Source organism: Marinimicrobium sp. ARAG 43.8, from assembly GCF_050113635.1.
Taxonomy (GTDB): Bacteria; Pseudomonadota; Gammaproteobacteria; order Pseudomonadales; family Cellvibrionaceae; genus Marinimicrobium.
Window position 1 is genome coordinate 793,697 of the sequence record NZ_JBNJLT010000001.1, and the last position, 23,508, is coordinate 817,204.

Consider the following 23,508-nt stretch of genomic DNA (forward strand, 5'->3'; position numbering starts at 1 on the left):
AACGAACTATGTCTTCTCATGTTGTAGATGAGCGCCGCCACATGCCCAACGTTTACGCCAAGCTTCCACATCAAAGGTTCCAGCATGCCAAGTGGCAATGATGATGTCCGAGAAGGACTCTTCGCCCAGACGCACTGGATAACCGAACAACGCGGCGTGGTCTTTCTCCTGATACCAGCGCTGCGCGTAAACCGGCTTACCACTGTCGTTGCGGTGCAAGCGCTCCCGGGCCAAGTTGACGCTGGCCGACTTCGGCGGGTAGGTGAAGCGTCGAGGATTGAGATGCTCCAGGCGCTTTTTGGTACGGGCAACGACGGCGTGGTAGATACGCTCTATCAGCTCGTGACACTAGGCACCCTCCCCCAGGCTCTCGTAGTTGGGGAACTCAGTGGTGAGTTTTGCGGAGAGGGGGTTGATCTAAGCCCTAGCAGGCTCTCTCCACTTCATGGGTGCGCCATGCTTCCGCATCATCCGTTCCCGCGTGCCACGTCGCCAGAACGATATCCGCAAAGCACTCCTCTCCCAGGCGGCCGGGATAACCCAGCAGGGCAACATCACGCTTGGATATGTACCAACGCTGACGGTAAACCGGCCTTCCATACTCGTTGTCGTGCAGCCGATCCCACACAAGGCAGACCCGCGCTGATTTTTCAGGGTGCAGGTATTGTCTGGGGGCCACGTGCTTTAACCGGCTATTGGTTCGTGCGATAGCGGCCTGATAGATGCGCTCGACCACTTGATGTTGCCAGGCCCCTTCCCCAAGGCTTTGGTAACTTGGAAACCCAGTAGTGACCGCGACCTCCACCATTGATGGCTGAATCCTCTTGACCCAGTCCGCACGTTTTGACTGGTTGAAAGACAGTTCGCTTTGGCTCGCGCCATCCAGAACGTCGCGACTAAGTGGAGTAAGTGTTCCGGTGGCAACCAGTTGATAATCAGTGTTCATGATTGGACTCCTGTGAATATGGCTACATATCAACAGGCGAGCCCATCAAGAATTACTACCTATCCCGGCATATGGGCGCCTTGTCGGCGCCCGCAGCTCAATCACCACATCCATCCGCCGACTGAAGTCTGGCTTGTCCGGAATGAGTGGCAGCCATCGTCAAAGGACTTGGTGGCGGCTTTCGTGAGATAGCTGCCCCGCAAGAAGAGCTTCTGAAGCTCCCACTCAACGCCCCGCCGAACAAGGTACTGCCCATCTACGGGAAAGTTCGCCAGCCCCTTCCCCTCGAATTCCGGCAACATCAACACATTCGCCCAGGACTCAGCTATCACGTTGTGCAGATTCTCTCCAGAGTAATTGAAATTACCCAGCGTGTTGAAGGCATGGCCGTTCAACAGAATCAGCAGATGGAAATGTGGTTTCGTCTCACCTGCCTTGTATTCACGTGCCCAAGCATAGTGGAGCTTCGCTGGGTGAATACGGCCCTCTCTGAGCTGATACCGAGACAGCCTGTACTTCAACACCTCCCAAAACCGCCTGATGTATTCATTGCCAAGCGCTTCTCCTTCGAGAGGCCAGTAGCTCACCGGGAACCTAAGATCTACCCGGACGGCAAAGACACGGCTGTTGTCCATCAGGGATTCCTGCACCACCTCGTACAGTCGCTCCAGATACTCCTCAATAAGCGGTCCTCTGGTTACCTGAACCGGGAGGTTTCGGTAGTGATGATCTTCGTGGAGTGTTAAGTGGCCCAGCTTGGCTTTAGGTTGGTCGTGGTGTTCAAGTGTAGTTGGTTTCATGGCTACTCCAATAGGTAGGTTTATTGACATACCGTCAGGAGGCTCTATCAACTTTTACACCACGTCAGGCTCTCGCTCGCTATCGACGTTATATGGGGGCTGCTTTGAGGCAGCCCATTATTCCGCTGCTACCGCTTCCCATGCTTACTATCGTGCATGGGTTCATCCACACTGGCGTGGGTATATATTACTATTCCCTACATGATTGAACCCATGAAGTCCCGACGTAGACAGAGCCTAAGGAACGGGCGCTCGGCAAGTCACGGCGTTTTTACGCTGTCGATTATTTCGAAGAGTTTTGAAGAAGCCTATCAAACCCGGCCTCCTCTTGGACGGGACCGCCCTACTGAATTTGGCCGTAAGACCTGCCCAGGGGATTAGAGGCGTCCGGGCTGAAAGTTATTCCCGTCAGCCCCTCGCTGACGCAGAGATCCCTTACCGGCTCACCGCAAAAAACCCCCTTGTAGAGATCCAGCTCAGTTTTAAACATTGGGACGCCGGCAAGCCTTGCCTCAACAAACCCAAAGTGCACCAAGTTTCCGTGCTCGTCGTAAGCAGTCGCAGATTGAATAATCGCATCATACTGCTCTGCCGTGGAGGTGGGGTTGAAAATATATCCTTTGCTCCCGCCGAAGGTCACTGGAAGGCACTCCCCGCTCTGCTCCAACAGATCGCCCAGGACCAGGAATGCTCTCTCGGACAGGAATAGCCGCCCGAAGTTTTCCGATACGTCCGGCACTTCGGTCGCTCTCGAACCCTCGCAGGGACGGAACTCAATCTCTAGCGGCTTCCAGACGCCTTGATACGCCTTGGGTTCAGCGTTAAACGCAAAGGTGCCGTGTTCCTCCCCCAGCTTGGTCATAGACTCCACTGGCGGAATGACATGCATTAGGTACGACTCATCGTGGAGAATTCGATAGATCATTTGAGCTGGCTCGCTGGCAGCATGACGTATGGCGGGAAGCTGGAGGTCTGGAGCTTAAAGCGAACCATTCGGAGCGCGTCCGCCAATGAACGGTCGTCCTTGATACGGACGTGATCAATAAGGGTGCCCAACCAGCGGTAATAGCCATTCCGGTGAATTCTGCTATGCGGGACCGCCTGACTCAGGTGTTTGGGCATATGGGGCTTTGCAGCGGTGTTGTGAGGAAGCCAAGCCCCGTTCAACGGAAAGTCGATCCTCATCTTCACCCAGGCCATAACGGCCCGTAAGGGCACCGACCTAGGGTCCTTACCGGCAATGATGGCGTGACAGTCACACTTCTGGCTGGGCCTGGGATCTCCGTTGGCCGTCATATGGCGGGCCAAGCGCTTGCAGTCATGGCTCTCATTCATGAGCTGCTCGAAGGTCATGCCCCGGCCCTTGGCTTCATATTCCGCCAACCCTCGCTGGATCTGGGAGAGGGTTTTCAGGTGGTTCCAGTCCAGCAGACTGGGCTGCTCCAGACGGGCAAACTGGCTGATGGCGTGATTGACGACGTGCTCGTGAGGTAATGGCATGCATAGGTCCCTTTTGTGGTCTCCAGAGATCCGAAGTGTGTCGGAACCGCGCCATAGACGCAACGGGCCATAACCTGCCACATTCACGGATGTGACCACCGTCACACCGCCCTTCTCTACGATGGCGCACCCACATTGGTTTCTGATTAAGTTCCAACGATTTGCCCGGGGCCGCCGGCTCAGGCAACTGCCCGGTCGGCGAATGCCGGCTTGTTCTGGTCCCGCTCCTCAATCCGGGCCAATACCCAGTCGTGGACCTCCTGGTCTACCCAGGCAACGGCCCGTCCTCCTAAGGAGACTGACCGAGGGAATAGCCCGTCTTCGATGTATTTGTAGATGGTGGACCGGCTCAGACCGGTCAGTTCAATGACTTCTTTGAGGCGTAAAAATCTCATGATGGACTCCTGTAGATCCGTTCATGAGATGCGGAGGAAACGTAGATATTTACTCCCCCTTTCGATCAGCTTGTCTTGTAATAATGCACCTAAACGTCTTTGACCATGTATCAGTCCTTACAACTGCCAGGGAAACCAAGTCTCCGAAGGACTTACCTATCATCGAAGCAGCGCAAAGTCTCGAAATTTCTCGAGCGGTTGCTAAAACGTAATTGTAAAGCTTGTCCATCATCCATCGTTCATCGCCTCTCAGGCGCTCGGGCAGTACTCTGCTGTTTGGCAAATACCAACAGATGTAGCGCTCGACAAACCTTTCGAACCGATCTTTGTCAAAAGTAGTGTCTCCGTTATACCTGACAATCTCCTCGCAAGCGCACACGTCTAGCATTGTCTGAAGAGCATCCTGGACGGCGTGGGCGTTCTGATCTGAAAAATAGCGAAGGACACCAAGTGGTGGCTTTATGGGCCTCCTCCTCCCAAACCCAACTATCTTACTGCCGTCTTCTGCCCAAACAACCAGCTCCCGATCGCTTACGGCATCATAAACGGCTTCAGCAACCGTATACTCCCTCTTGAACGTGAGCTTTAGAACCTCAAAATCGAATGGAAGCCCGACCCTCTCAAAACACCGCTCTAAGTCAATGAAAATAGTCCTCGGTACCACCCCTAGGAATTGCTTACTGTAAACGCCGGGACGTACCCCTCTCACATAACCGAGAGCTTTAAGCTTCTTTAGCTGACTATCAAGACGCTCCCCTCTTATCCCCAGCTCTGTCAGGCTCCGCTTCTTCGACAGCCTGGGAACTACCCCTCCATGGCCACAAATGTAGACCAAGTACGCCAACACAAAGGCATTTACTGGGCTCAGGTTCTCTCTTTTACGCGCTCCTCCCGACGAGATATCAAGAATTAACGCCTCGATCATCTTACAATGCGGAGCCTCGCCAGCGGCTTTTCCCTTCTTATAAGCACTCTTTACACCCGGAGCAAGGGAGTAGCTGTAAGAAGGTCGACCAATTTTCCCCTCCCTCTTTACAACAAGATATTGCCCTTCCGTTAGCTCTCGTATAGCTGACGAAATCATTTCTACCGGCAATTTGAGACGGCGGGAAATATCCCTTACGCCACCTGCGACACTACCTTCAATTCCGTACTTCCCTACCATCCTTGCCAATGTTAGGCGATGCTCCAGTTTCAAGTTCTTGTCCTTCCAGCCAAAAACAAAACAGGCACTCATAAAAAACTACCCCTCAATCACCATAGCTCAAACCTGATTTTATACGGTTTTAACACCGGGGTGTAAACCAGTTCGTATTGCTAACGTTATATAGGCGTTACATAACACGTTAGAGAGACTATAATAGGCGTAGGCCTTGACACGGGAGTAAATGCTAATGCGAATACATATCACAAAGAAGTGGGAACGATGGCTTGAAGGGAAGCCAAGATCGCTTGACGAGTGGGCGATTAACTACATTCGGGGATACCCAGGCTGGTTCAGCGAGCCTCCCAAACCAGGCGCATCTTGGATCCCTTCTGAGGGTAAGAACTGGGAAACAAATAGAGCGATACTGCGCCGGTACCTAAGTGAACTAGACGACAGCGAGCAAAGTCACCTCTTTTTCACGCGAATGCTTGCGGCATGGCGTGCAAAGCAGCAATCGGAAAGGGATGATCGTGACGGGGTGGAACGCCCTCAGCTTCTGGTAAAACCGCACACGCTTAAAATAGCCAAGCAAGTTGCTAAACATAAAGGAATCACGATCAAGGCCGCTCTTGAGAGCATGCTGGAGGATTCTGTGCTTGCGGTAGAAGAGCTCACCAAAGACGTTGACAGCCTCAAGAAAAGTCTGCGAAATCAAAAGCCCGCCCCCCGTGTGAGCGATCTTGAAAAGGACTTGAAAGACTTATTGAAGAGTTTGGACGAGCTCTTGAGCTACTCAGAATCGCACCTTAAAGAATTTTGTAAATACCAAGTAGCGCACAACGCGGAAAACCCCGAATTAACTCCGGAACAGCATGACAGGGCACTGGATCTGTTCGAAGAAAAACGGGCCCGCATCAGATCAATACTTTTGGAGACAAGCCGCGTTAGAGCACGCCACAAAAAAAGCTAAAGAGGCTATACAACTAACCTACTCGACGCTCAAGGAAATCAGCCCACCACTGCATTTCCTGTGCGCGCTCCTCCAAATACTCCGCTTGATTGGTATAGGCAGCACGCACTCCATTACACTCCTAGCGGGAGAGTTGACGCTCAATTACGTTGGGCTTGAAGCCCTCTTTCGTTGAGAATTGAAGAGGCCGTGGCTCGGAACGCGTGTCCGTCTTGCTCACCTTGTAGATAGGTTCGCACGTGGTAACATCAGCGACATATCCGGCACACTGCCCCATTCTGGGGGAGCAGCACCAGCGCCACCCCCGAACAATCCATTACTGGTTACCTTGAACCCCCGGTTCACGGCCGTGACAGGTATTCCAAAGAGTATTCCAAAGGGTTGTTGAACCCAGATTTAAGCCATATATTTCAAAAGGTTAGACTCTTTATTCAACTCCCCCCGCCCCACCAAATAGCAACACCTAAACCCCTGATCTTCCTAAAGAATTTCAGGGGTTTTTTATTTCTGTCCTTCCCGTGGAGGCTGAGCGCGGCGATACCGTTCACAGGCGCTGGCGCTGACAAAACGGTCATCCTTTCGCGCTGTAAGATAAATTTGAAATATAAACGACGGTATCAATTCGTGCCTACTATATAAGAGCTTCACATCCTTGCCTGACGTAAGCGCTTACATACCTGGAAACATCTTGTCCACAGTGGCCTTATTATCACCGTGCCCTACTCCAGGAGCAATTCCCGCACTCGTTCCCCACTAAAAAGCTATAGCGCCCTAAAAAATCACAGCACACTCACTTTATATCTATTATAGTCACAAAGTGGCTGGCGCGATCTTTCTTCCCAGCCTCTCCTGAATAGCCCGCCACGTTGCAGCCAGCGGGCACCACAACCATAAAAGATGGAGGAAACGCCCTGTGACTATCACCGCAGGTATACGCCAACAATCCCCCTTTGGGGTACTGAAACGAAGCCTGACCCGTAAAATACTGGCTTCCACATTGCTTTCCACCCTACTTGCCACGTCACTTATACCCTTGGCGCCCCAGGCCCAGGAGCATCGCGGAGATCTCGCAGCCCTATGGGGCTTTGATGACATTGCCACCTCATCCACCGAGGTCAGCGACCGGTCGGGACAACAGCAGACGCTGAATATCGTGCAGTGGGGCAGCCTCACACTTGAGGATGATCAGTCGCCCATCCCGGTGGAGATTCTGGATGACCCCAACGCCGCCTCCGACCGACATGGTGCTGTACGCGGACTCAACCTGGCGGGTGACGCACTCAACGATGACCAGATACTGGAAACTGATTTTACCAGTACGCAAATGAGCACGGTCACCGAAATGACATTGTCCATTTGGGTACGCCCGGTCGACAACGACAAAGGTTACCTGATCTCGCTGCAAAACAACGCTGGCGAGTGGATTGGACTCCAGATATACAACAACGAGCGCGTGCGCTTTTACTCCGAGGGCGGCGGCCTTAACCGGATTCCCGGTTTTTCCACCACCAGTGCGGTGGCCTCTCCTAAGTTCAACCACATCGAACGCGACAACGACATTACCCAGGGATGGATGCAAATCAGCGCGGTGATCAAAGCTGATGAGTACCTGCGCTTTTATTTGAACGCGGAGTTACTCGGTGAAGTGCCCGTGTCCGGTATTGACCTCACCGCGATTCGCACACTGCGCGTGGGACAAACGTTTGAGTCCACACCCACCCGCACACTGCAGGGCCAATTCGATCAGGTGCGCGTTTACACCACCGCGCTGAGCGGGGACGAACTTCTGGCGGACTACATTGAGGATTCCACCCGCGGTCCCTGGGCCTTCGACGTGGCGCCACCACAGGATGCCAGTGGTCACACCGAGCACGATGCCGCTGTCGATCTCGTTACGCTATACCTGGATGACCTGATTCCCGCCAACGGAATGCCATTCAACATCGCCGATGAAACGCCGCCCAGTGGCGAAGCCGGTGTAATGACCCACGGCGTGGCAAACCAGCAAGTCATCGCAGACGCGTTGAACGACGCCAGGAACAACAGTGCTTACAATGGCAAGATCGTGAAAATAGTGTTTCCCGAAAACGGTGAGTTCTACGTGGGCGACAATCGCAACCTCTATGGCAACACCATTAATGTGGCCGGACAAACGGATCTGATCATTGATGGTAACGGCTCCAAATTGATCCACGCCGCCCGACGGGATATATTCTGGCTGGAAAAAGACAGCGCCGGTCTCGGCAACGAGCGAGTGGAAATCCGGAATTTCACGCTGGATTTTTTCAATGAAGTGTACCCGTTTCAGACCAAGGTCAATGTGGAAAAACTCGGCAATTACGAGCTGGAGCTGACACCCGTGGCCGGCAGCGCCCGCGACTATCGAGATTACCTCGACGAAATGGGCGCGATGGTAACCTGGGCCGCCCCGGACACGAGTTACAGCTTGAGTGCAGTGGGCCAGTATTCCGGCACGGGGTCTTCACTGCTGCTGCCTTTTGCCAACCTTCACCCGCTCGCGAGCGGTACGGACAGCATTGTCGGCCCGCATGAGGAAGCCAATATCGGCAGCTACACCGTTCAGGTGCAGGCCAATGGGTCCGCCGTCATTGATCTCAGCGCCGATACAGAGTTTTACGACGCCGTGGACCCGGATCTGCATTATCTGGTCGCCCACTACGGCGGGAAACGGGCCTTTTCACTGCAACATTCAAAACACGTGACGCTCCAGAATATTCACGTTACGTCCAGCCCCGGAAACGCCCTGGCGGCCTTTGGCGGTGTGCAATATCTGAAAGTGAAGAATTTCAAAGCCACTCTGGACCCGAATGAAACCGACCCCAATGCCGTGGTGGCCACCAAGGCGGACGGTATCTTTTTGTTTCACAATCGCGGGCATTACCTGTTTAAAAACGTGGAGGCCATCGGCGGCACAGAGGATCGAATGGTCATTCGTGAGTTGACGGGTTTCAACCCCAAGTATGTAGACACCCACACGCTGTCCGCTTGTTATGCCTCAAACCCTCGTCCCGTCGATCTGGCCGAAGTGGGCGATATCTATGAGCTGCGTGACCGGGACATGAACTTTCTTTGGCGCGGCACGATGGTCGGCAAAGAAGTGGTGGACAGCACACACCCGGACTGGTCGACCTATGGCACGGTGAACTACAGTAACGGCAGCACCACCGCACGCGCCTGTGCTTTGCTGGAATTCTCTACGCCCGTTCCAACCAATACCCCCTCCGTGTATCGGCACGATACCATGGTGCATCATTTTAATCCGGACGGCAGCCGGTTCAGCAGTAACTATGTCATTATCGGTTCAACCTTTGGCGAAAATCGCGGCAACGGCGCGAAGTTTTCTGCCCCTCACGCGTTGATCGCACACAACACGTTTTTCAACACCTCCCACCAAGGCGTTAAATTTCCCCTGATGATTGATGTAAAGGCGTGCTCCAATTCCTGGGGCAACAATGGCTCCGGGGCTCGCAACGTGATTTTCGATAATAACGTCATCGCGAACACCGGCCAGTGGATTCCCATTACGTCCCTGACGACTATGCCTCCGGCCGCCGTCAGTATTTTCACCAACCGCTACACACCGCAAAATCGTTACAGCCTTTTTTGTGGACGGGAAAATATCTCCGCCGGTGACAACCCGCTGGACATTCAATGGCAAAGTCATTTCATAATCAGTAACAACACTGTGGAAGACGCCAACTGGGGCGGCATTTCCGTGCAGTCCGCACGCGATGTTCTGGTACGCAACAATGCGCTGGCCCGGACCAACACACTGTCCTCCACCGCGCCCGGTCCCGCGGAGTACGGCGGTGCGGGTGCGATTCAGTTTACACACTCCCGTCAGGTCATAGGCTGGGATAACGACACCGATCAAATCGAGCCGGGCTTCCCCGACCTGTATCGACAAGCGGGCAGTGACCGCCATCTGGTGGACTGGATGAATGAAACATATCACCCCGTGATTCCTTAAGCCGTGCTTAGTAAGAAGCAGACGCACAAAAAAACGGGCCGCAATGCGGCCCGTTTTTCAACATCGGAACACTTTAAGGCGTTGGTGAGAAACGCAGCACTGCCCCATCTCGCGGCAGCAGTTTCAACGGATATTCGCTATGACTATCCAGTGCCGACGCATGGCTTTTTTGTAAGCGCCGGGGTTCAGGACTGAACACCACCTCAGCGGTGTAGGCACCTTCACCGAGAAACGACAAGTCCAGCGTGTCAATGCGTACCGGCTGATCAGTGCCATTCAATGCCGTCAAAAACCAGTGGTCTCCTGAACGTCGTGCCATTAGGGCCAGTTCACCAATACGACTGGAAGGCAGCACTCGCGACTCATCCCATACGGCGGGAATGGTTTTTAGCAGTTCGAGCCCTGCCGCCACGTCATCGTTATGCAATAACATGTCGGGATGTTCGGCAATTACTTGAAAAGGCGAGGTAAAGAGCACCACCGTGGCCAATTGATGGGCGTAGGTGGTGTTGCCGGGCAGGCTGTAGCCCAGCGGTGTATAGTCACCGTGGCCAACCAGAAAACGTGTGAAAGGCAAGGCAGCATTGTGACTGGCTGGGAGGGGCTGATCCATACGATTCAGCTCCAGACCACGAATTCCCTCCCGGGAAATTTCATTGGGATAGGTCCGCGATTCGCCCGTTGGCTTTTGAATGCCGTGAAACAGCACCATCAGTTTTCGCTCCGCCGCCAATCGCAAGGCGGCTTCTTCAAAACGAATACGGTCTATAGATTCCGCGTTCATAAAGTCCAGTTTCACACCGACCGCACCGGCTTTGCGCACCCCATCCAGAAACGCCCGCAACGCCTCCCAGTCACCAGACGGGTCTTTGACCTGATTCCAGTCTTTCCACACAAAAACGTTAACATTCTGCCCGTCGGCATAGTCAGTGAGCTGCTCAAGTGATGCCCAAGGGCTCTCCCAACTCTCCCAGCCATCGTCCACCAGACTGTACTCGAACCCCAGTTCACTGGCGTAGTCGACAAACTGCCGCTCCTGTTCCGGCGTGCCGGTTTCCCGGCTCCACCAGCGCCAGACGGCACGCCCCGGTTTGATGTAATCCGTCTCGGCAAACAGTGACTCATCCGGTGCCGGGTTGAGGTTAGTGATCAGATCCGAATTAACCAGTGCGTCGAGGTTTTCCCCTAACATCGTGACTCGCCACGGAGTGACTGTCGCCCCATCCATCGCCCCATCCATCGCCCCATCCGCGGTGGCCACGGAAAACCCGCGTTTGCCCTCAGTAAAATCCGCCTGGACCCGACGCTGGCCGAGTGCCCGCAACCGCATGCCACTGTAGTTATAGAGCGCCGCTTCGGTCAGTACCGCGTACCCTTGATGCTCCGGAATCTCTACCACAAGTGGTGGCCCCTGCACGGGCCCGTTCGCCGACACCGCCGGGAGTTCATTCACGGTGGTTTTCAACCATTCACCCGCGTAGGTTTTCAGCTTCCAGTCAGAGTCACGCTCGAAGTACCACACGTCGCTGTTCTCCGGCAGCGTCCAGCTGGACTGCTCGCCGCTCACAGTAACGGTTGATGCGTCTGATTGAGGAATCACGTAGCGGTAGGCAAAGCCGTCATTATAAGCCCGCAGCTGCAAATACCAGTGTGCCTGCGAAGGCGATTGCAGGGTCACCATAGCCTCACGGTAATGGTTGTGCGCCACCGAATGAACACCGAGCACTGGATACTGATGATGTACCTGCTTTGTCTCAACGCTTTCAATCGACGCATGTCGGCCCAGCGACTGCCCCTCTACGGTAATGCCCAGCGGGGAGGGCTGAATAACGCGGTGACGATTGAACTCCACCTGATAGTACAACTGGCTACCCTGGATAAAGACCTCTCCCTGCACAGTTCCGCTCGGACTGGCAAGCAAGACCCCGGTGCTTTCAGGATGTTCCGCGTTGCTCAGACACGGCACACAAAAAGTAAGCCACAGCAGCCACGTCCAGTATTGTCTCTTTTTTACAATCATCACAGACTCTCCTAATTCAGTTAGCGCGTGCGGTATCGTCCGCTGACAGTTCCAGCGTGCGCAGTCCATAAGCGGGAATGGTGACCGTAGCGGGTGGGGTCGTTGACGGATCTGACAAGGGCGCACCATCCTGATCGAGCAACTGGGTTCGAATCGCTTCACGGCCTAGCAATGGTGTGCTATTTACTTCCACCTGCGCAGTTTGCGGCTCATCGTCATTGTTCAGAAGAAACACAAACAAGCGTTTTCCGTCGTTGGACAGCGCCATGTAAAAATCCACGTAGGGATTATCGCTGTTCACACTATCGTGCCGAAGCATCAGAGACGCCTGAGTGCCATAGACGTCACCGGGTGCAAAGCCGTAACTTTGGTGCGGCCCGACCTTCGGTGTCACAAAGCCACGGGGAAACTGTACTTGACCGCCCGAGCGCAGCTCGGCTTCGGCGAGCAGGTAGTCGGTGATCCAGCCAATCTGCCACCAGGCGTGATGCGGAAAAGCACCGGGGCCCGCGTCCATCGCCTGCCAGTAGTACGACGCGGTGCTGGTGTCCGGGTCGACGAAGGCATCACGGCCCAGCGCGGCGGCACGCGCCATGTGCAAGTACAATGTTTCGCCAGTGAGCTGGTACATCCGTACAAACAGTCCGGCGTGGCTGGCCAACAAAATGGGGCCGTTGTCATTGGCCGAGCCAATGCCCCCGCCATGTTCGTTGCTGAGCCCCACCTGGGAGATCTCCCAATCCTCCCGACCCACGCCATGAACGTTTTTTCCTGTCATGTCCGGAACCGGGTGCGTATAAATAGACTGGGTATACAACTGTGTCGCGCGCTTGGCGGCGTCCAAATAGCGCGTCTCGTCAGTCAGCTCATAGAGGTCCAGTAACGCCTGCGCACTTTGACCGGTAGCGAAGTCCGGCACAAACCGGTTGTCCCCACACACACCCAGAAAATGTCCCGTATTGACCGCGTTCTGGATGTACCAGTCCGCCCCGTTCTGTGCCGCACGTAGATAACGCTCATCGCCGAAAATCCGATACGCTACCACCAGTCCGTAAAAGGTCGGACGCAAGTCTTCCAGTTCGGTGAACAGCGGTTTTTCGCTGGTATGATCATAGGCGACCGCCCAGTTTCCCGCAGGCTTTTGCCAGGCCAACAGCCGTTCGGCACCATCGCGCAAACGCTGTTTTAGCGCCTCATCGTCGGGCTCAAAGAGCAAGATATTGCCAATATCCACGAGTGTGTAATAGGTAATGGCAATGGGCTCAACGTAGTCGCCCCACTCTTCGGTGAAGGTTTTGCTTTTCGAGAGAAAATACTGACCTTTGGCCGCGCCGTGGTAGAACCCAGGCTCGGATTGCTGCTGCAACAGTTTGAAGTTTCTCGCGTATGGCAGCCGGGTTTCCTTCAGCACCGGGTCATCCATAATACGGGCCAGCATCCACATGGCGCCGTAGTCGGAGTTTTTCATGGCGTCGCGATCCGAGTTAAGCACGCCACCCAGGTAAGCCTGCGCCCCCAGCGTGACGCCCTCCACAGTTTCGGTTCGCCATTTGGAACGCGTATCATCCTGCAAGTAATCGTGCATGGACAGAATGCGATCGGTAAGGGACTGCCGGGTTCGTTTCAACGCCAGAAAATCGTCAAACCGGTATATATCTTCCACGGCGTGGCGATACACCGAAAACCAGTCAGCCATTTGGACACTGTAGCGAAACTCAAACTGGACACTCTCGCCTTTTTTCAGGAATGAACCTTTCTCCCCCAGTACGGGATGCCAGACTTTCGGTGTGAGCTGCGATTGTCGATTCATCAACGACAGTCCCAATTGCCACGAATGCTGGGTCATGTGATCGTGTTCCCAGGGATCGCGGCCCATGCCCGGCTCGGGAATCACCGCCAGGGTGACACCAGATTGCGTACTAAGCATCGGCGCGAGCGTGGTGGCGGTGCGCTCGCGCACCAGCACGGGCCGATCGGGAATGCCCTGGCCGTACGCGAGAGCGTGCACCAGGCTTTCGTTAATGTTGGCGCCCTGAAAATGCCCCGGAATGGCACCCCAGGCCAATTCCGATTTGGCTACCGTCGCCAGCGTTGGCGTGGCAACGGAAAAATAACCGTCGGTCCTGGCCGTCACCGTCAACCGTACCCTGACGTCAGAATCGTACTGCTCATCCATCCGCCACTGCGCTTCAATATCGGCGCGCTCGGTATGTTCTTTGAAAACCAGCGCACCTTTTTTATCCTTTCCACCCTGCTCATCTTGCGGGTGCCGTTCGACAAAGGCCGGAAAAAATGTCAACGCCTCCCCCGCCTGGTTCATCGCCACCGGCTGGATAATCTGGCCCCACTCTTCCGTGTTATACCGGTAAATCGGTTCGGGAAATTCCAACACTTTCCCATTTTCCGATATTTCCATCGGTGTGCTGTCGGGTGGGATCGCCGAGTACAACAGGGTGTACTCGGCACTGGTTGCCGCCAACGACACTTGCTGATCACCGACGTGAATGTCCAGCTGATCCAGCTGCCATCCTTGTTCACTGTTTTGCCACTGCAGCGTTAAGGTCTTTCCCACCAGCGTTTGGGTGTCGGTGCCCGGCTCCGAATCGCAGCCCCCCACTCCCAATAGCAAAAATACCAGCGTAAACAGCCCCACCGTCAAGCGCTCGGAACGATGGAAAGGAAAGAAGAGCCATTGCTTTTTTATCATGGAAGTCTCCAACGTAAACGGGGAGCGTTTACGGGTTTGGTACAGTTTGAATTGCCGCTCAGTGGTTCGGACGCGGCTGACGGTCTTCAAAGGGTTCGACGGGAAAACCCTGGGCGTTATAAAGATTGACCGTCGGCGCGTTGGACCAGGCGTGGCGAACGCCTGAAATCGGTTGACCTTGAGGATGTTGAACGACCACGATGTTTCCTTTTACGCTGGCTTCGGCAGGCTGCCAATGGTCGTCAGAACCCAGCACCGAGAGGGCGGCGGGCGGCTCATTACCAACGACACTTAACCCACCCTCAGCGTAACGAAAGCTTACTTCAGCACGGCTGCCCCGATAACTGATAACGGAGGGTTCGGGTCCCCGGTAAGGCACCGCGTGCCCATACACCATTGCTCGCGCCAGTTGCACCAGCCGGTCACCGACGGTTTTCTTCTCCACCGGGTGGACGTCGTCTTTGTCACCCGTATCAATAGTGACCGAGAGCCACGCATTAGGTGTGCTTCTTGTTGCCTCTGCCTGCGCAGAGCGCAACTCGGCCCATTTAGTATTGCTGCTGTCATTGGGAGGCTGATATATCGGTAGCTGTACTACCAGAAAAGGTAGATCGGGTGTCTGCCACAGTGACCGCCAACCTGTGATCATGGCTGACAACCGCTTTTCATAATCACCGGCTCGCGCTGCATTCGATTCGCCCTGGTACCACACCACGCCTTTCACCGCGTAGGGCTGAACGCTCGCCAGCATGGTTTTTTGCAGCACCGACGGGTTGCGATAATAACGCCGGATATCCGTGAACACCTGCGGTGTCTCACCGCCGGCCAACTCCAACGACTCCGGGGTCATCCAGGCTTCCACCAGGGATGCACCCTGGCTGCTATTGATCATGCCAACCGCCACCGGAGAGGAACTCTCATCCTTGAGTGTCGGTTGCAACCCCAGCGCAAAATGCAGGGCGACCGCCGACCAGTTACTGACAGCAGATGCACTGGCAACCTGCCAGGGTTTAGGCGGGCGCTCCTGTCGTTTACCACCAGACACCACCTTCGGCACTTCAAGCAAACGAATCCGAAGATTGGGCAGGGCGGCAAGCGCCACCTGCTGCTCGGCCAACGCGGAGTGACGGAACCGAAATGCCATGTTGGACTGACCGGCCATCAGCCAGACATCACCAAGAAAAACATCCTTGAACTCGATTCGCTCAGCCTCGCTTTGTACCGTCAGTACATAAGGTCCACCGGCGTTTTTCGTCGGCAACATCACCTGCCAACGGCCATTCGCCAGTACCGTGGTGTCCACCGCCGACTCATTATTCAGACTGACCGAAACGTCCCTGCCGGGCTGACCTTTCCCCCAGACGGGTATGTCCTGATCGCGCTGCAAGACCATATGGTCTGTAAATACCGGCGGCAGGCTCAATGCTGTCTCCGTACCTGCTTTGGTCACAGGTTGGGCTACAACGAGCACCGGGGCAGCGTACATCAGAAACGGTAACAGTATCGCAACCCAGCGCAACGACGGCTTTAAGACGGTGGAAATTATTGTTATGAACGTCATCGATATGAAAGTCATCGAAAGGAGCCCTGCCACTTTATGGTTCTGATTTATTCCAGTCGCATACCATTCCCGGTGCGACAGCGATAGATATCCGGTTGCAATCCGAACGTTCGCGGGTACGCTTCGCGCAGCGCCTGGCTGACGGTTTCCACCAGAGCGGGTTCCACCAGCGCCACCACCGCGCCACCGAATCCGCCGCCGGTCATGCGGGCCGCACCCGCGTCGCCTGATTGGGATCGAATCAAATCCACCAGGAAATCGGTCTCGGGAACGGTGACTTCGAAAGAATTTCTCAGCGAATCGTGGGAGGCGTACATCAGTTCCCGAAGCGTGGAAAAATCGTTCCGGGCCAATGCCTCCGCCGCCTGACAGGTGCGTTCGTTTTCGGTAATGACATGCAGGGCGCGACGATAGGCGTTCTCGCTCATATCGGCTCGCGCCTCTTGCAACCGCTCAACCGATGCGTGGCGCAGACTGGTAATACCCAGCGTTTTCGCGGCAGCCTCGCAATCCAGACGACGCTGATTGTACTCGCTGCCCACCAGCGAACGTTTAACGTTGGAGTTGATTATCAACAGTTCGTAACCGGCCACCATGGGAATCTGTTGCGTCGACAGGTCTTCACAATCCAACAAAAGGGCGTGTCCCTGACGCGCGCAGGCCGATACCATCTGGTCCATAATGCCGGTTTGGCAATCGAGAAAGTCGTTTTCGGTCTGCTGTCCGATCCGGGCAACCTCCTGCGGTGAAAGTCCGCATTCGTTCATGACGTTCAACGCACCGCCCACGGCCACTTCCAACGCCGCCGATGACGACAGGCCCGCACCTTGCGGCACATTACCCATAATCAGAAGATCGGCCCCACTTAGACGATGACCACGCTTTAGCAACACATCGTAAACACCGACAATGTAATTGGCCCAGTCGCAGGGTCCGCGATGCAGCCCCTGCGCGAGATCAAACCGGACAGTTTCGAGCCCGTAGTTCAACGAGGTGACTTGAACCCGGCTGTCCGCGCGGGGACGAAAGGCGACACGGGTATGAAACTCCAGTGCGCAGGGCAGGACAAAACCCTGGTTGTAATCGGTATGTTCACCGATCAGGTTCACCCGGCCCGGTGCGGAAACCACACCGGTAGCGGCGACGCCATACACTTGCTGGAACGCGCCTCGCATATCGAAGGCATCGTCCAGCTCAAACCTGTCGGCAGCACCCATTACATCGGACAATTGCACAGCTTCACCCCCTTTCTGAGTAATGGACAGCACCGACATCGCGCAATGCGCTGGCGGCAGCTTCGGGCGTCAGGTCGCGCTGCGCCTCTGCCAGCATTTCGTAGCCCACCATGTGTTTTTTGATGGTGGCGGAACGCAACAACGGCGGGAAAAAGTGCGCGTGCAATTGCCAGTGCGCCGTTTCGCTCAAATGGTTCGGGGCACCGTGCCATCCCATGGAATAGGGAAAGCTGCACTGGAATAAATTGTCGTAGCGAACGGTCAATTCCTTGAGTGCGCTGGCCAGCGAATGCTGCAACGGCTCGGGCATATCGTCGAGCCGGGCGATCAGGTGTTTGGGCAGCAACAGGGTTTCGAACGGCCAGGCCGCCCAGTAAGGAACCACTGCAATCCAGTCATCGTTTTCCACCACGGTACGCGCCCCACTGCGCGATTCGCGCATGGCGTAGTCCAGCAACAACGGTGAGTGATGGCGCTGGTGGTAATTCACCTGGCACTCATCCTCCCGGGTTACCAGCGAGGGAACAAAATCGTGGGCCCAGATCTGACCGTGCGGGTGCGGCTGCGAACACCCCATCACTTCACCTTTGTTTTCGAACACCTGCACCCAGCGATACGTCGTTTTCAAACGCTTGAATTCCGATACCCAGGTGTTGACCACTCTGGCGATCTCCGCTTCGGTCATCCGCGGCAACGACTGGCTGTGGTCGGGAGAAAAAATAACAACGCGGCACTCGCCAGACACTTCCTCGCTCACCCACAGCGCGTCGTCGCCGTCGCACGCGGGCGTCGCGTCCGGTCCCGAAAGTGCTGAAAAATCGTTCGTAAAGACAAAGGTCTCACGGTACGGCGGGTTATGCTCGCCATTGGCTCGCGTATTTCCCGGGCAGAGCGCACAATCAGTCTGGTAAGCGGACACTTCCTTGGTTTGAGTCGCCTCAGTTGCACCCTTCCAAGGGCGATTATTGCGATGCGGCGATACCAGTACCCAGTCACCGGTCAGTAAATTTTTACGGCGATGCACGCCAGCAGGATGCGTACTCATGATGTGTGCTCCTGCAGGCCGTTGGGGTAAGCGGACTGCCAGCGCCAGACATCGTCTGTCATGGTTTGCAGGTCCCGCCGGGCTCGCCAGTTAAGTCGTTTGACGGCCAGGGCCGGATCGGCCCAGTTCACGGCGACGTCTCCCGGTCGGCGGGGTGCCGCTTCCCAGGGAATGTGTGCGCCGCAACTCTTTTCGAAAGCGGTGATGACTTCGAGCACGGAACTGCCGCGCCCGGTACCCAGGTTATAGGGCTTGAATCCGAAATCCCCGCAGTGAGTTCGAAACGCGGCGACATGCCCCTCGGCCAGATCCATGACGTGAATATAATCACGCACGCCAGTGCCATCGGTCGTCTGGTAATCCGACCCAAACACCTGTACGTGTTCGCGGCGGCCGATGGCCGTTTGAGCAATAAACGGCACCAGGTTATTGGGCGTGCCCAGGGGGTCTTCCCCCAGCAAGCCACTTTCATGGGCGCCTACCGGGTTGAAATACCGCAGTGCCAGTGCGAGAAAATCCGAATCGGCCGAGGCAACATCACGCAGTAACTGCTCCACCATGACTTTGCTCCAGCCATAAGGATTGGTGGAGCCGATGGGATGCGCCTCATCGATGGGAACATATTGCGGCTCACCATAAACCGTGGCAGACGAGCTGAAGACCATGCGCCGAACGCCGCACTGTTGCATAACCTGCAACAGTGCTAAAGAGCCACTCACATTGTTTTCATAGTAAGCAAGCGGTTGCCGCACAGATTCGCCAACCGCCTTGAGCGCCGCAAAGTGAAACACCGCATCAATGCGATAGCGCTGAAAGGTGTCGCGCAACAGATCGGCATCCCGGATGTCGCCGCGCACCAGCGGAAAACGCTGTCCGGTTATGCGCTCCAATTGATCCAGCACTCTAACACTGGCATTAGAAAAGTTGTCCAGGACCACGGGCCGAAATCCGGCTTCATGTAGAGCGATACAGGTGTGACTACCGATAAACCCCGCCCCGCCCGTCACCAGAATCGTGTTTTCCATCATGCGCCCTCTGTTCAGTTCGCGCTCAGCCCGAAGAGAGAGACCGGCACTTGCGCACTTTTTCGCTTCAATCGTAAACGCAATGTCTTCGTCGTCACCGGCTCGTCCAACACCAGTTCATTGCGACTCTGGTAGTTATTGCTCACGGCTTTCAGCAAGCGATCGCCGTCGGCATAGACCTCGTAATCACTCACACAGAACGGCATGGTTCGTTCGGGGTGATCGTAGAGTGACGATTCCAGTGCGTGATCAAAGTCCGTATCGAAGTAAAGCGTCACGCGGGTCAATGTCTGCGCCTCGGCCCAGCGAGCGATGACTTCTGGCTGGGCGTCATCCGGCGCCGCCACCCAGGCATGGGAGCGCTGATAGGGACGGGTGTACTCGCTTGTCAAGTTCTGTACGGAAAAATCACTGATGGGCGGCGATACCGATAAGGCAAGATTGTGGCCACCGGGACGACGCTCGGGCGTCCAGAATTCAAATTCGTCGATACCGCTATCCGGCTCTGCCACTTGTCGACCGTTATTCGACACCGCCTCATTCTTACCGTTGAAGACGGAGACCAACCCGGTTATCCGCGATTCGGAGCAGGCAATCTCCAGGCTTTCATCCCCGATAAAGCCAATGAAGCCGTATTGATCGGCGGGCAGCGTTTTCGAGAACGTCACCGTCACATCCTGCTCGCCCGGCGAGACCGCCACGTCAATTTCTTCCAGGACACAATCCGGGGTGAAGTTCTCCGGTTTGGAACTGGCTCTCAGTTGCACCGTTAAGCGATTTGCCGCCGCCGATCGGATGCGGCTGCGCACTGTATAGCTCACGCCCTGTTTCATCGGCAACCATTGCGCCGCGGACACCGCCAGCGATCTCCACGGACCGTCGACCGGCAGTTGTTCCAGCGCCAGCTCACTGGACGCTTCCAGCGTCGCGCGGCTGAGCAGATTATCGGTCGATACCGAAGGCACTTGGGGAATAAAATGTCCCATGGCATTGAGCCTGCCATGCAGCATCGCCAGAGGTTCTGTTTCGAGCAGTTCCGTAGGTTGCCATCCGTTTTCCAGACACAGCGCCACCGCCTGCCCGACCGCCTGTCCACCGTGAGCACAGGTACACATGACGCGAGTGGAACCGAACGCGATATGACTCGCACTGATAATCCGTCCGGCAAAAAACAGGTTATCGATGTCCTTGCTGATCATGCTTCGCAACGGAATCTGGTAGACGCCTTTGGAATGAAACTGGCGGCACGGCGCTTTATCGCTGTAAACGCCGTCGCCGGGATGGTGGTCAATCGACCAGCCGCCATAAGAGATCGCATCGGGAAAGGACCGTTGCTCCACCACATCCTGCTGAGTCATCATGTAGAGACCTTCGAAGCGGCGGCTCTCGCGCTTGCCCGGTATCGTGCCGACCCACTCCAGCGTCAGGTTTTCCACGCCCTCAAAGTTGCCGCTGTTCTTGATGTAGTCCCACACGCCGTAGACCACTTTCCAGAGTTCCCACTTGATTTCCTCGGTGTCTTCAATCGTGTTGCAGTTGCCACCGTATTCCAGCCACCAGAGGCGCGGCCCGATATCGTCCCGACGAATGCGTTTGATGCGATCCAGCGTCACTTTGTCAATACTGGCAAACGACGGCGGCTCAAAATTTACCGGGCGGCCAACGTCTTTACTGTAAAAATAAATGGAATGGCCCAGCAGTTCCGTGTCTGCTTTTTCTGGTGCGAGTTTTTCACCGAACTCCTCGCAGGACTCGGCACCGATCCGGAACGCAGCCCCGGCCTGAAACGCCACAAGACCATCTCCAGATGCATCGCAGAAATACTGCCCCTGGACATCGTAAGTCGTTGAGTTCTGCGAGCAAAACGCCTGCACGGCGGCAATATGGCGCGCGCCGTCTTTTACCGTGTTGTACACGGCGGTGTTCAGCAACAGTGTAATATTGCTTTCCGCTCGCACCTTGTCGAGCAACACGGTATCGAAAATCACAGTATTGCCCTCCGGGTTTCGATACAGGTTTTCCAGCAACAACTCATCGATGATGCCTCCTTCACGGGACCAGCGGTTGTTATTGCCCATGTGTGAAGTGGCACCCAGACTCCAGAGGCGAACTTCGCTGGAGGCATTGCCCCCCAACACGGGCCGATCCTGGATCAGGCACACCGTTTTTCCCGCCCGCGCCGCCGAGATGGCCGCGCAGCAGCCAGACAGTCCTCCACCGATCACCACCAAGTCTGCGTCAATGCGCTTGATGGTATTTTGGCGCCCTTCGGGCGAAGCATCGTGTAACAACATAATCGTATTCCTAAAAAAATCAGATCAAACCCATAATGCGTCGCCGCATTGCCCAGCTCGTTGACGGGCAAGCGACAGCCCGTTTTTACTCGCTGCTTTTATTGGAGAGCCACTGCAGCGGCTTAAGGCTCCACAACGCTGGTATAAAAATCACTACGCCAACCAGTACGGTGGCCAGCCTGGCGGATTCCGCCAGTATCCCGAGCGCTGCAATCAACAAACCAATCATGGCCACGCCCGCCAGCAGTATGCGAACGGCGTAACGGTTGGCGTCTGCCGAGGTCGCATCGCCTTCGGCCGTCTCGCTTTGCGACGCGCGATATTTCAGGTAGGCCTCACAGGTCGGATTCGGGGTTTTACGCCAGGCATACCACCCCTCAAAACCCAGAAGAAACGCGACCGGCACCGATACGCCCACCAGCATTTCGGCTGACCGGGCCAACGCGTCGCCACCGAGCCACGGCCAGCCGAACTTAAGAAAGAGATTGGTGGCCAGGCTGCCTATGGTCGTTGTCAAAATGCTGAACCCCGTTTGACGCCGGGAAAAAATCGCCCAGATCGGCGGTAAATAAATCGCCGCCCCGGTTAGAGCCGCGACGCTCAGAACAACCGACACTATGCCGCCCATGGTCTGCACCAGCAGTGCGACGGTAATGGCCATACAACCAAACACCAGCGTGGAGAGGCGGGCCATCAGCATGACTTCCCGCTCACTGGTCTGCTTCTTGAAATGGCGATAGATATCGTGCGTCCAAACGCCCGCCGCAATGTTGATGGTGGTGTTCACCGAGCTGGCGGTCGCGAAAATCATGGCGCCGAGAATCAGGCCCAGCAAGCCCGCCGGCACCACTTTCTGGCTCATCAATAAATACGCATCCTCCGCTTGGGTGCCCGCAAGAGAGGGGTCCAGAACGCGATAGACCATCGGCGGGATCATCCAGACCACGGGCGCCAATAAATAGAGCCCGCCGAAAAGCCAGCCCACCTTGCGCGCATCACGCGGGCTGGATACGCTGGTGTAGCGTTGCACGTAAGCCCAGTTGCCACCGATAAACACGATGTTGTATACCGTAAAAGCCGCGAGAAAAATCAAGTTGTATTCGTCGTTGTGCAGCGCCATAAAGCCGTCGGGCACCTTGTCCAGAAACCCGGAAACGCCACCGACCGCCCCGAGGGACAACGGCACGACGATCACCACGGCGGCGCTGAGCACCGTGAACTGAAGGACATCCGTCACCAGTACCGCCCAGAGCCCGCCTACGGCGGTGTAGGCGATGATGAAAACGCCCAGCGCCAGAATGGCGACTTCCAACGGCAGCCCTGTGGTCACTTCAATAATTTTCCCCACCGGGTACAGAAACGCGCCCGCAGTGAACAGGTTGATCAGTAAAAACAAGGCCGAAAATTTTCGCTGCACACTGTCGCCCAATCGGCGAGAAATAAATTCCGCCGCCGTCAGGGAGCGGGTTTTATTCCAGGCGGGCGCAATGACCAGAGCGATGACCAGGCCGGATATCGCCATCGTGGCCTGAATCATGACCGACACAAAACCGTCGGCGTAAGCGATGGAACCCCACACCACGAAGGTGCCCACCGAAAAGAAACTCATAAACAGGGAGAGTCCGCTGACCCACCAGGGTACGGCACCCCCCGCTGCGAAAAAGGACTTCATGTTCTTGCCGCTTCTGGAAAACATCATCCCGAGGGCCAGCACCAAAAGCGAAAATAAAAGCGCTACACCGTAATCAAAGCTGTTCACTCTCGCGTCTCCCGCCACTCGTTATTGTGAAATTACCAGTGAATGGCACTTGGAAAGCATCGCATCCACCCAACAATTATGTATCTATTAAAGATATTTGTAAAGCCGGATAT

Annotated in this window: 17 protein-coding genes; 2 read left to right on the plus strand and 15 right to left on the minus strand. The window is 55.6% G+C overall.

Features of this window, described 5'->3' with window-relative positions; all coding sequences use genetic code 11:
- Nucleotides 1-6 precede the first annotated feature (6 nt).
- The 7 genes from ACQCLF_RS03350 to ACQCLF_RS03380 form a co-directional block, all read right to left on the minus strand.
- On the minus strand, nt 7-219 hold the full coding sequence (locus ACQCLF_RS03350; protein ID WP_426984871.1) for a hypothetical protein: 213 nt from the start codon (nt 217-219) through the stop codon (nt 7-9).
- A gap of 205 nt (nt 220-424) precedes the next feature.
- The gene (locus ACQCLF_RS03355) at nt 425-946 is read right to left on the minus strand and encodes a hypothetical protein (RefSeq protein WP_426984872.1); all 522 of its coding nucleotides are present in this window, start codon (nt 944-946) and stop codon (nt 425-427) included.
- 101 nt (nt 947-1,047) lie between these two features.
- Nucleotides 1,048-1,746, minus strand: a complete 699-nt coding sequence (locus ACQCLF_RS03360; RefSeq protein WP_426984873.1) for a YagK/YfjJ domain-containing protein — start codon at nt 1,744-1,746, stop codon at nt 1,048-1,050.
- A gap of 343 nt (nt 1,747-2,089) precedes the next feature.
- Nucleotides 2,090-2,671: a hypothetical protein gene (locus ACQCLF_RS03365; RefSeq protein WP_426984874.1), complete on the minus strand. Its 582-nt coding sequence runs from the start codon at nt 2,669-2,671 to the stop codon at nt 2,090-2,092.
- Nucleotides 2,668-3,246 carry an AHH domain-containing protein gene (locus tag ACQCLF_RS03370; RefSeq protein ID WP_426984875.1) on the minus strand — a complete coding sequence of 193 codons (579 nt, stop codon included), beginning with the start codon at nt 3,244-3,246 and terminating at the stop codon, nt 2,668-2,670. The genes ACQCLF_RS03365 and ACQCLF_RS03370 overlap by 4 nt, the downstream gene beginning before the upstream one ends.
- Nucleotides 3,247-3,425: 179 nt before the next feature.
- The gene (locus ACQCLF_RS03375; RefSeq protein ID WP_027329965.1) at nt 3,426-3,641 is read right to left on the minus strand and encodes a helix-turn-helix transcriptional regulator; all 216 of its coding nucleotides are present in this window, start codon (nt 3,639-3,641) and stop codon (nt 3,426-3,428) included.
- Nucleotides 3,642-3,690: 49 nt separating this feature from the next.
- Nucleotides 3,691-4,878: a hypothetical protein gene (locus tag ACQCLF_RS03380; RefSeq protein ID WP_426984876.1), complete on the minus strand. Its 1,188-nt coding sequence runs from the start codon at nt 4,876-4,878 to the stop codon at nt 3,691-3,693.
- A 157-nt stretch (nt 4,879-5,035) separates the two neighbouring features.
- On the opposite strand from ACQCLF_RS03380, the gene ACQCLF_RS03385 reads away from it, so the two are divergent.
- Together ACQCLF_RS03385 and ACQCLF_RS03390 are read left to right on the plus strand one after the other, a co-directional pair.
- The gene (locus tag ACQCLF_RS03385; protein WP_426984877.1) at nt 5,036-5,758 is read left to right on the plus strand and encodes a hypothetical protein; all 723 of its coding nucleotides are present in this window, start codon (nt 5,036-5,038) and stop codon (nt 5,756-5,758) included.
- 913 nt (nt 5,759-6,671) lie between these two features.
- On the plus strand, nt 6,672-9,749 hold the full coding sequence (locus ACQCLF_RS03390; RefSeq protein ID WP_426984878.1) for a LamG-like jellyroll fold domain-containing protein: 3,078 nt from the start codon (nt 6,672-6,674) through the stop codon (nt 9,747-9,749).
- 73 nt (nt 9,750-9,822) lie between these two features.
- On the opposite strand, the gene ACQCLF_RS03395 is transcribed toward ACQCLF_RS03390, so the two are convergent.
- The 8 genes from ACQCLF_RS03395 to ACQCLF_RS03430 form a co-directional block, all read right to left on the minus strand.
- Complete coding sequence (locus ACQCLF_RS03395) at nt 9,823-11,769, minus strand: glycoside hydrolase family 97 catalytic domain-containing protein (protein ID WP_426985227.1); 1,947 nt, start codon at nt 11,767-11,769, stop codon at nt 9,823-9,825.
- 16 nt (nt 11,770-11,785) lie between these two features.
- The gene (locus ACQCLF_RS03400; protein WP_426984879.1) at nt 11,786-14,476 is read right to left on the minus strand and encodes a beta-L-arabinofuranosidase domain-containing protein; all 2,691 of its coding nucleotides are present in this window, start codon (nt 14,474-14,476) and stop codon (nt 11,786-11,788) included.
- 58 nt (nt 14,477-14,534) lie between these two features.
- Nucleotides 14,535-15,899 carry a sialate O-acetylesterase gene (locus ACQCLF_RS03405; RefSeq protein ID WP_426984880.1) on the minus strand — a complete coding sequence of 455 codons (1,365 nt, stop codon included), beginning with the start codon at nt 15,897-15,899 and terminating at the stop codon, nt 14,535-14,537.
- A gap of 185 nt (nt 15,900-16,084) precedes the next feature.
- Nucleotides 16,085-17,272, minus strand: a complete 1,188-nt coding sequence (gene galK / locus ACQCLF_RS03410; protein WP_426984881.1) for a galactokinase — start codon at nt 17,270-17,272, stop codon at nt 16,085-16,087.
- 4 nt (nt 17,273-17,276) lie between these two features.
- A complete protein-coding gene (locus tag ACQCLF_RS03415) occupies nt 17,277-18,317 on the minus strand; it encodes a UDP-glucose--hexose-1-phosphate uridylyltransferase (protein WP_426984882.1) in 1,041 nt (346 codons plus the stop codon).
- On the minus strand, nt 18,314-19,345 hold the full coding sequence (gene galE / locus ACQCLF_RS03420) for a UDP-glucose 4-epimerase GalE (protein WP_426984883.1): 1,032 nt from the start codon (nt 19,343-19,345) through the stop codon (nt 18,314-18,316). The genes ACQCLF_RS03415 and galE overlap by 4 nt, the downstream gene beginning before the upstream one ends.
- Before the next feature lie 11 nt (nt 19,346-19,356).
- Nucleotides 19,357-21,636: an FAD-dependent oxidoreductase gene (locus ACQCLF_RS03425; RefSeq protein WP_426984884.1), complete on the minus strand. Its 2,280-nt coding sequence runs from the start codon at nt 21,634-21,636 to the stop codon at nt 19,357-19,359.
- Between the two features lie 85 nt (nt 21,637-21,721).
- Entirely contained in the window at nt 21,722-23,395 is a 1,674-nt protein-coding gene (locus tag ACQCLF_RS03430; protein WP_426984885.1) for a sodium:solute symporter family protein, read from the minus strand.
- Nucleotides 23,396-23,508: the final 113 nt, after the last annotated feature.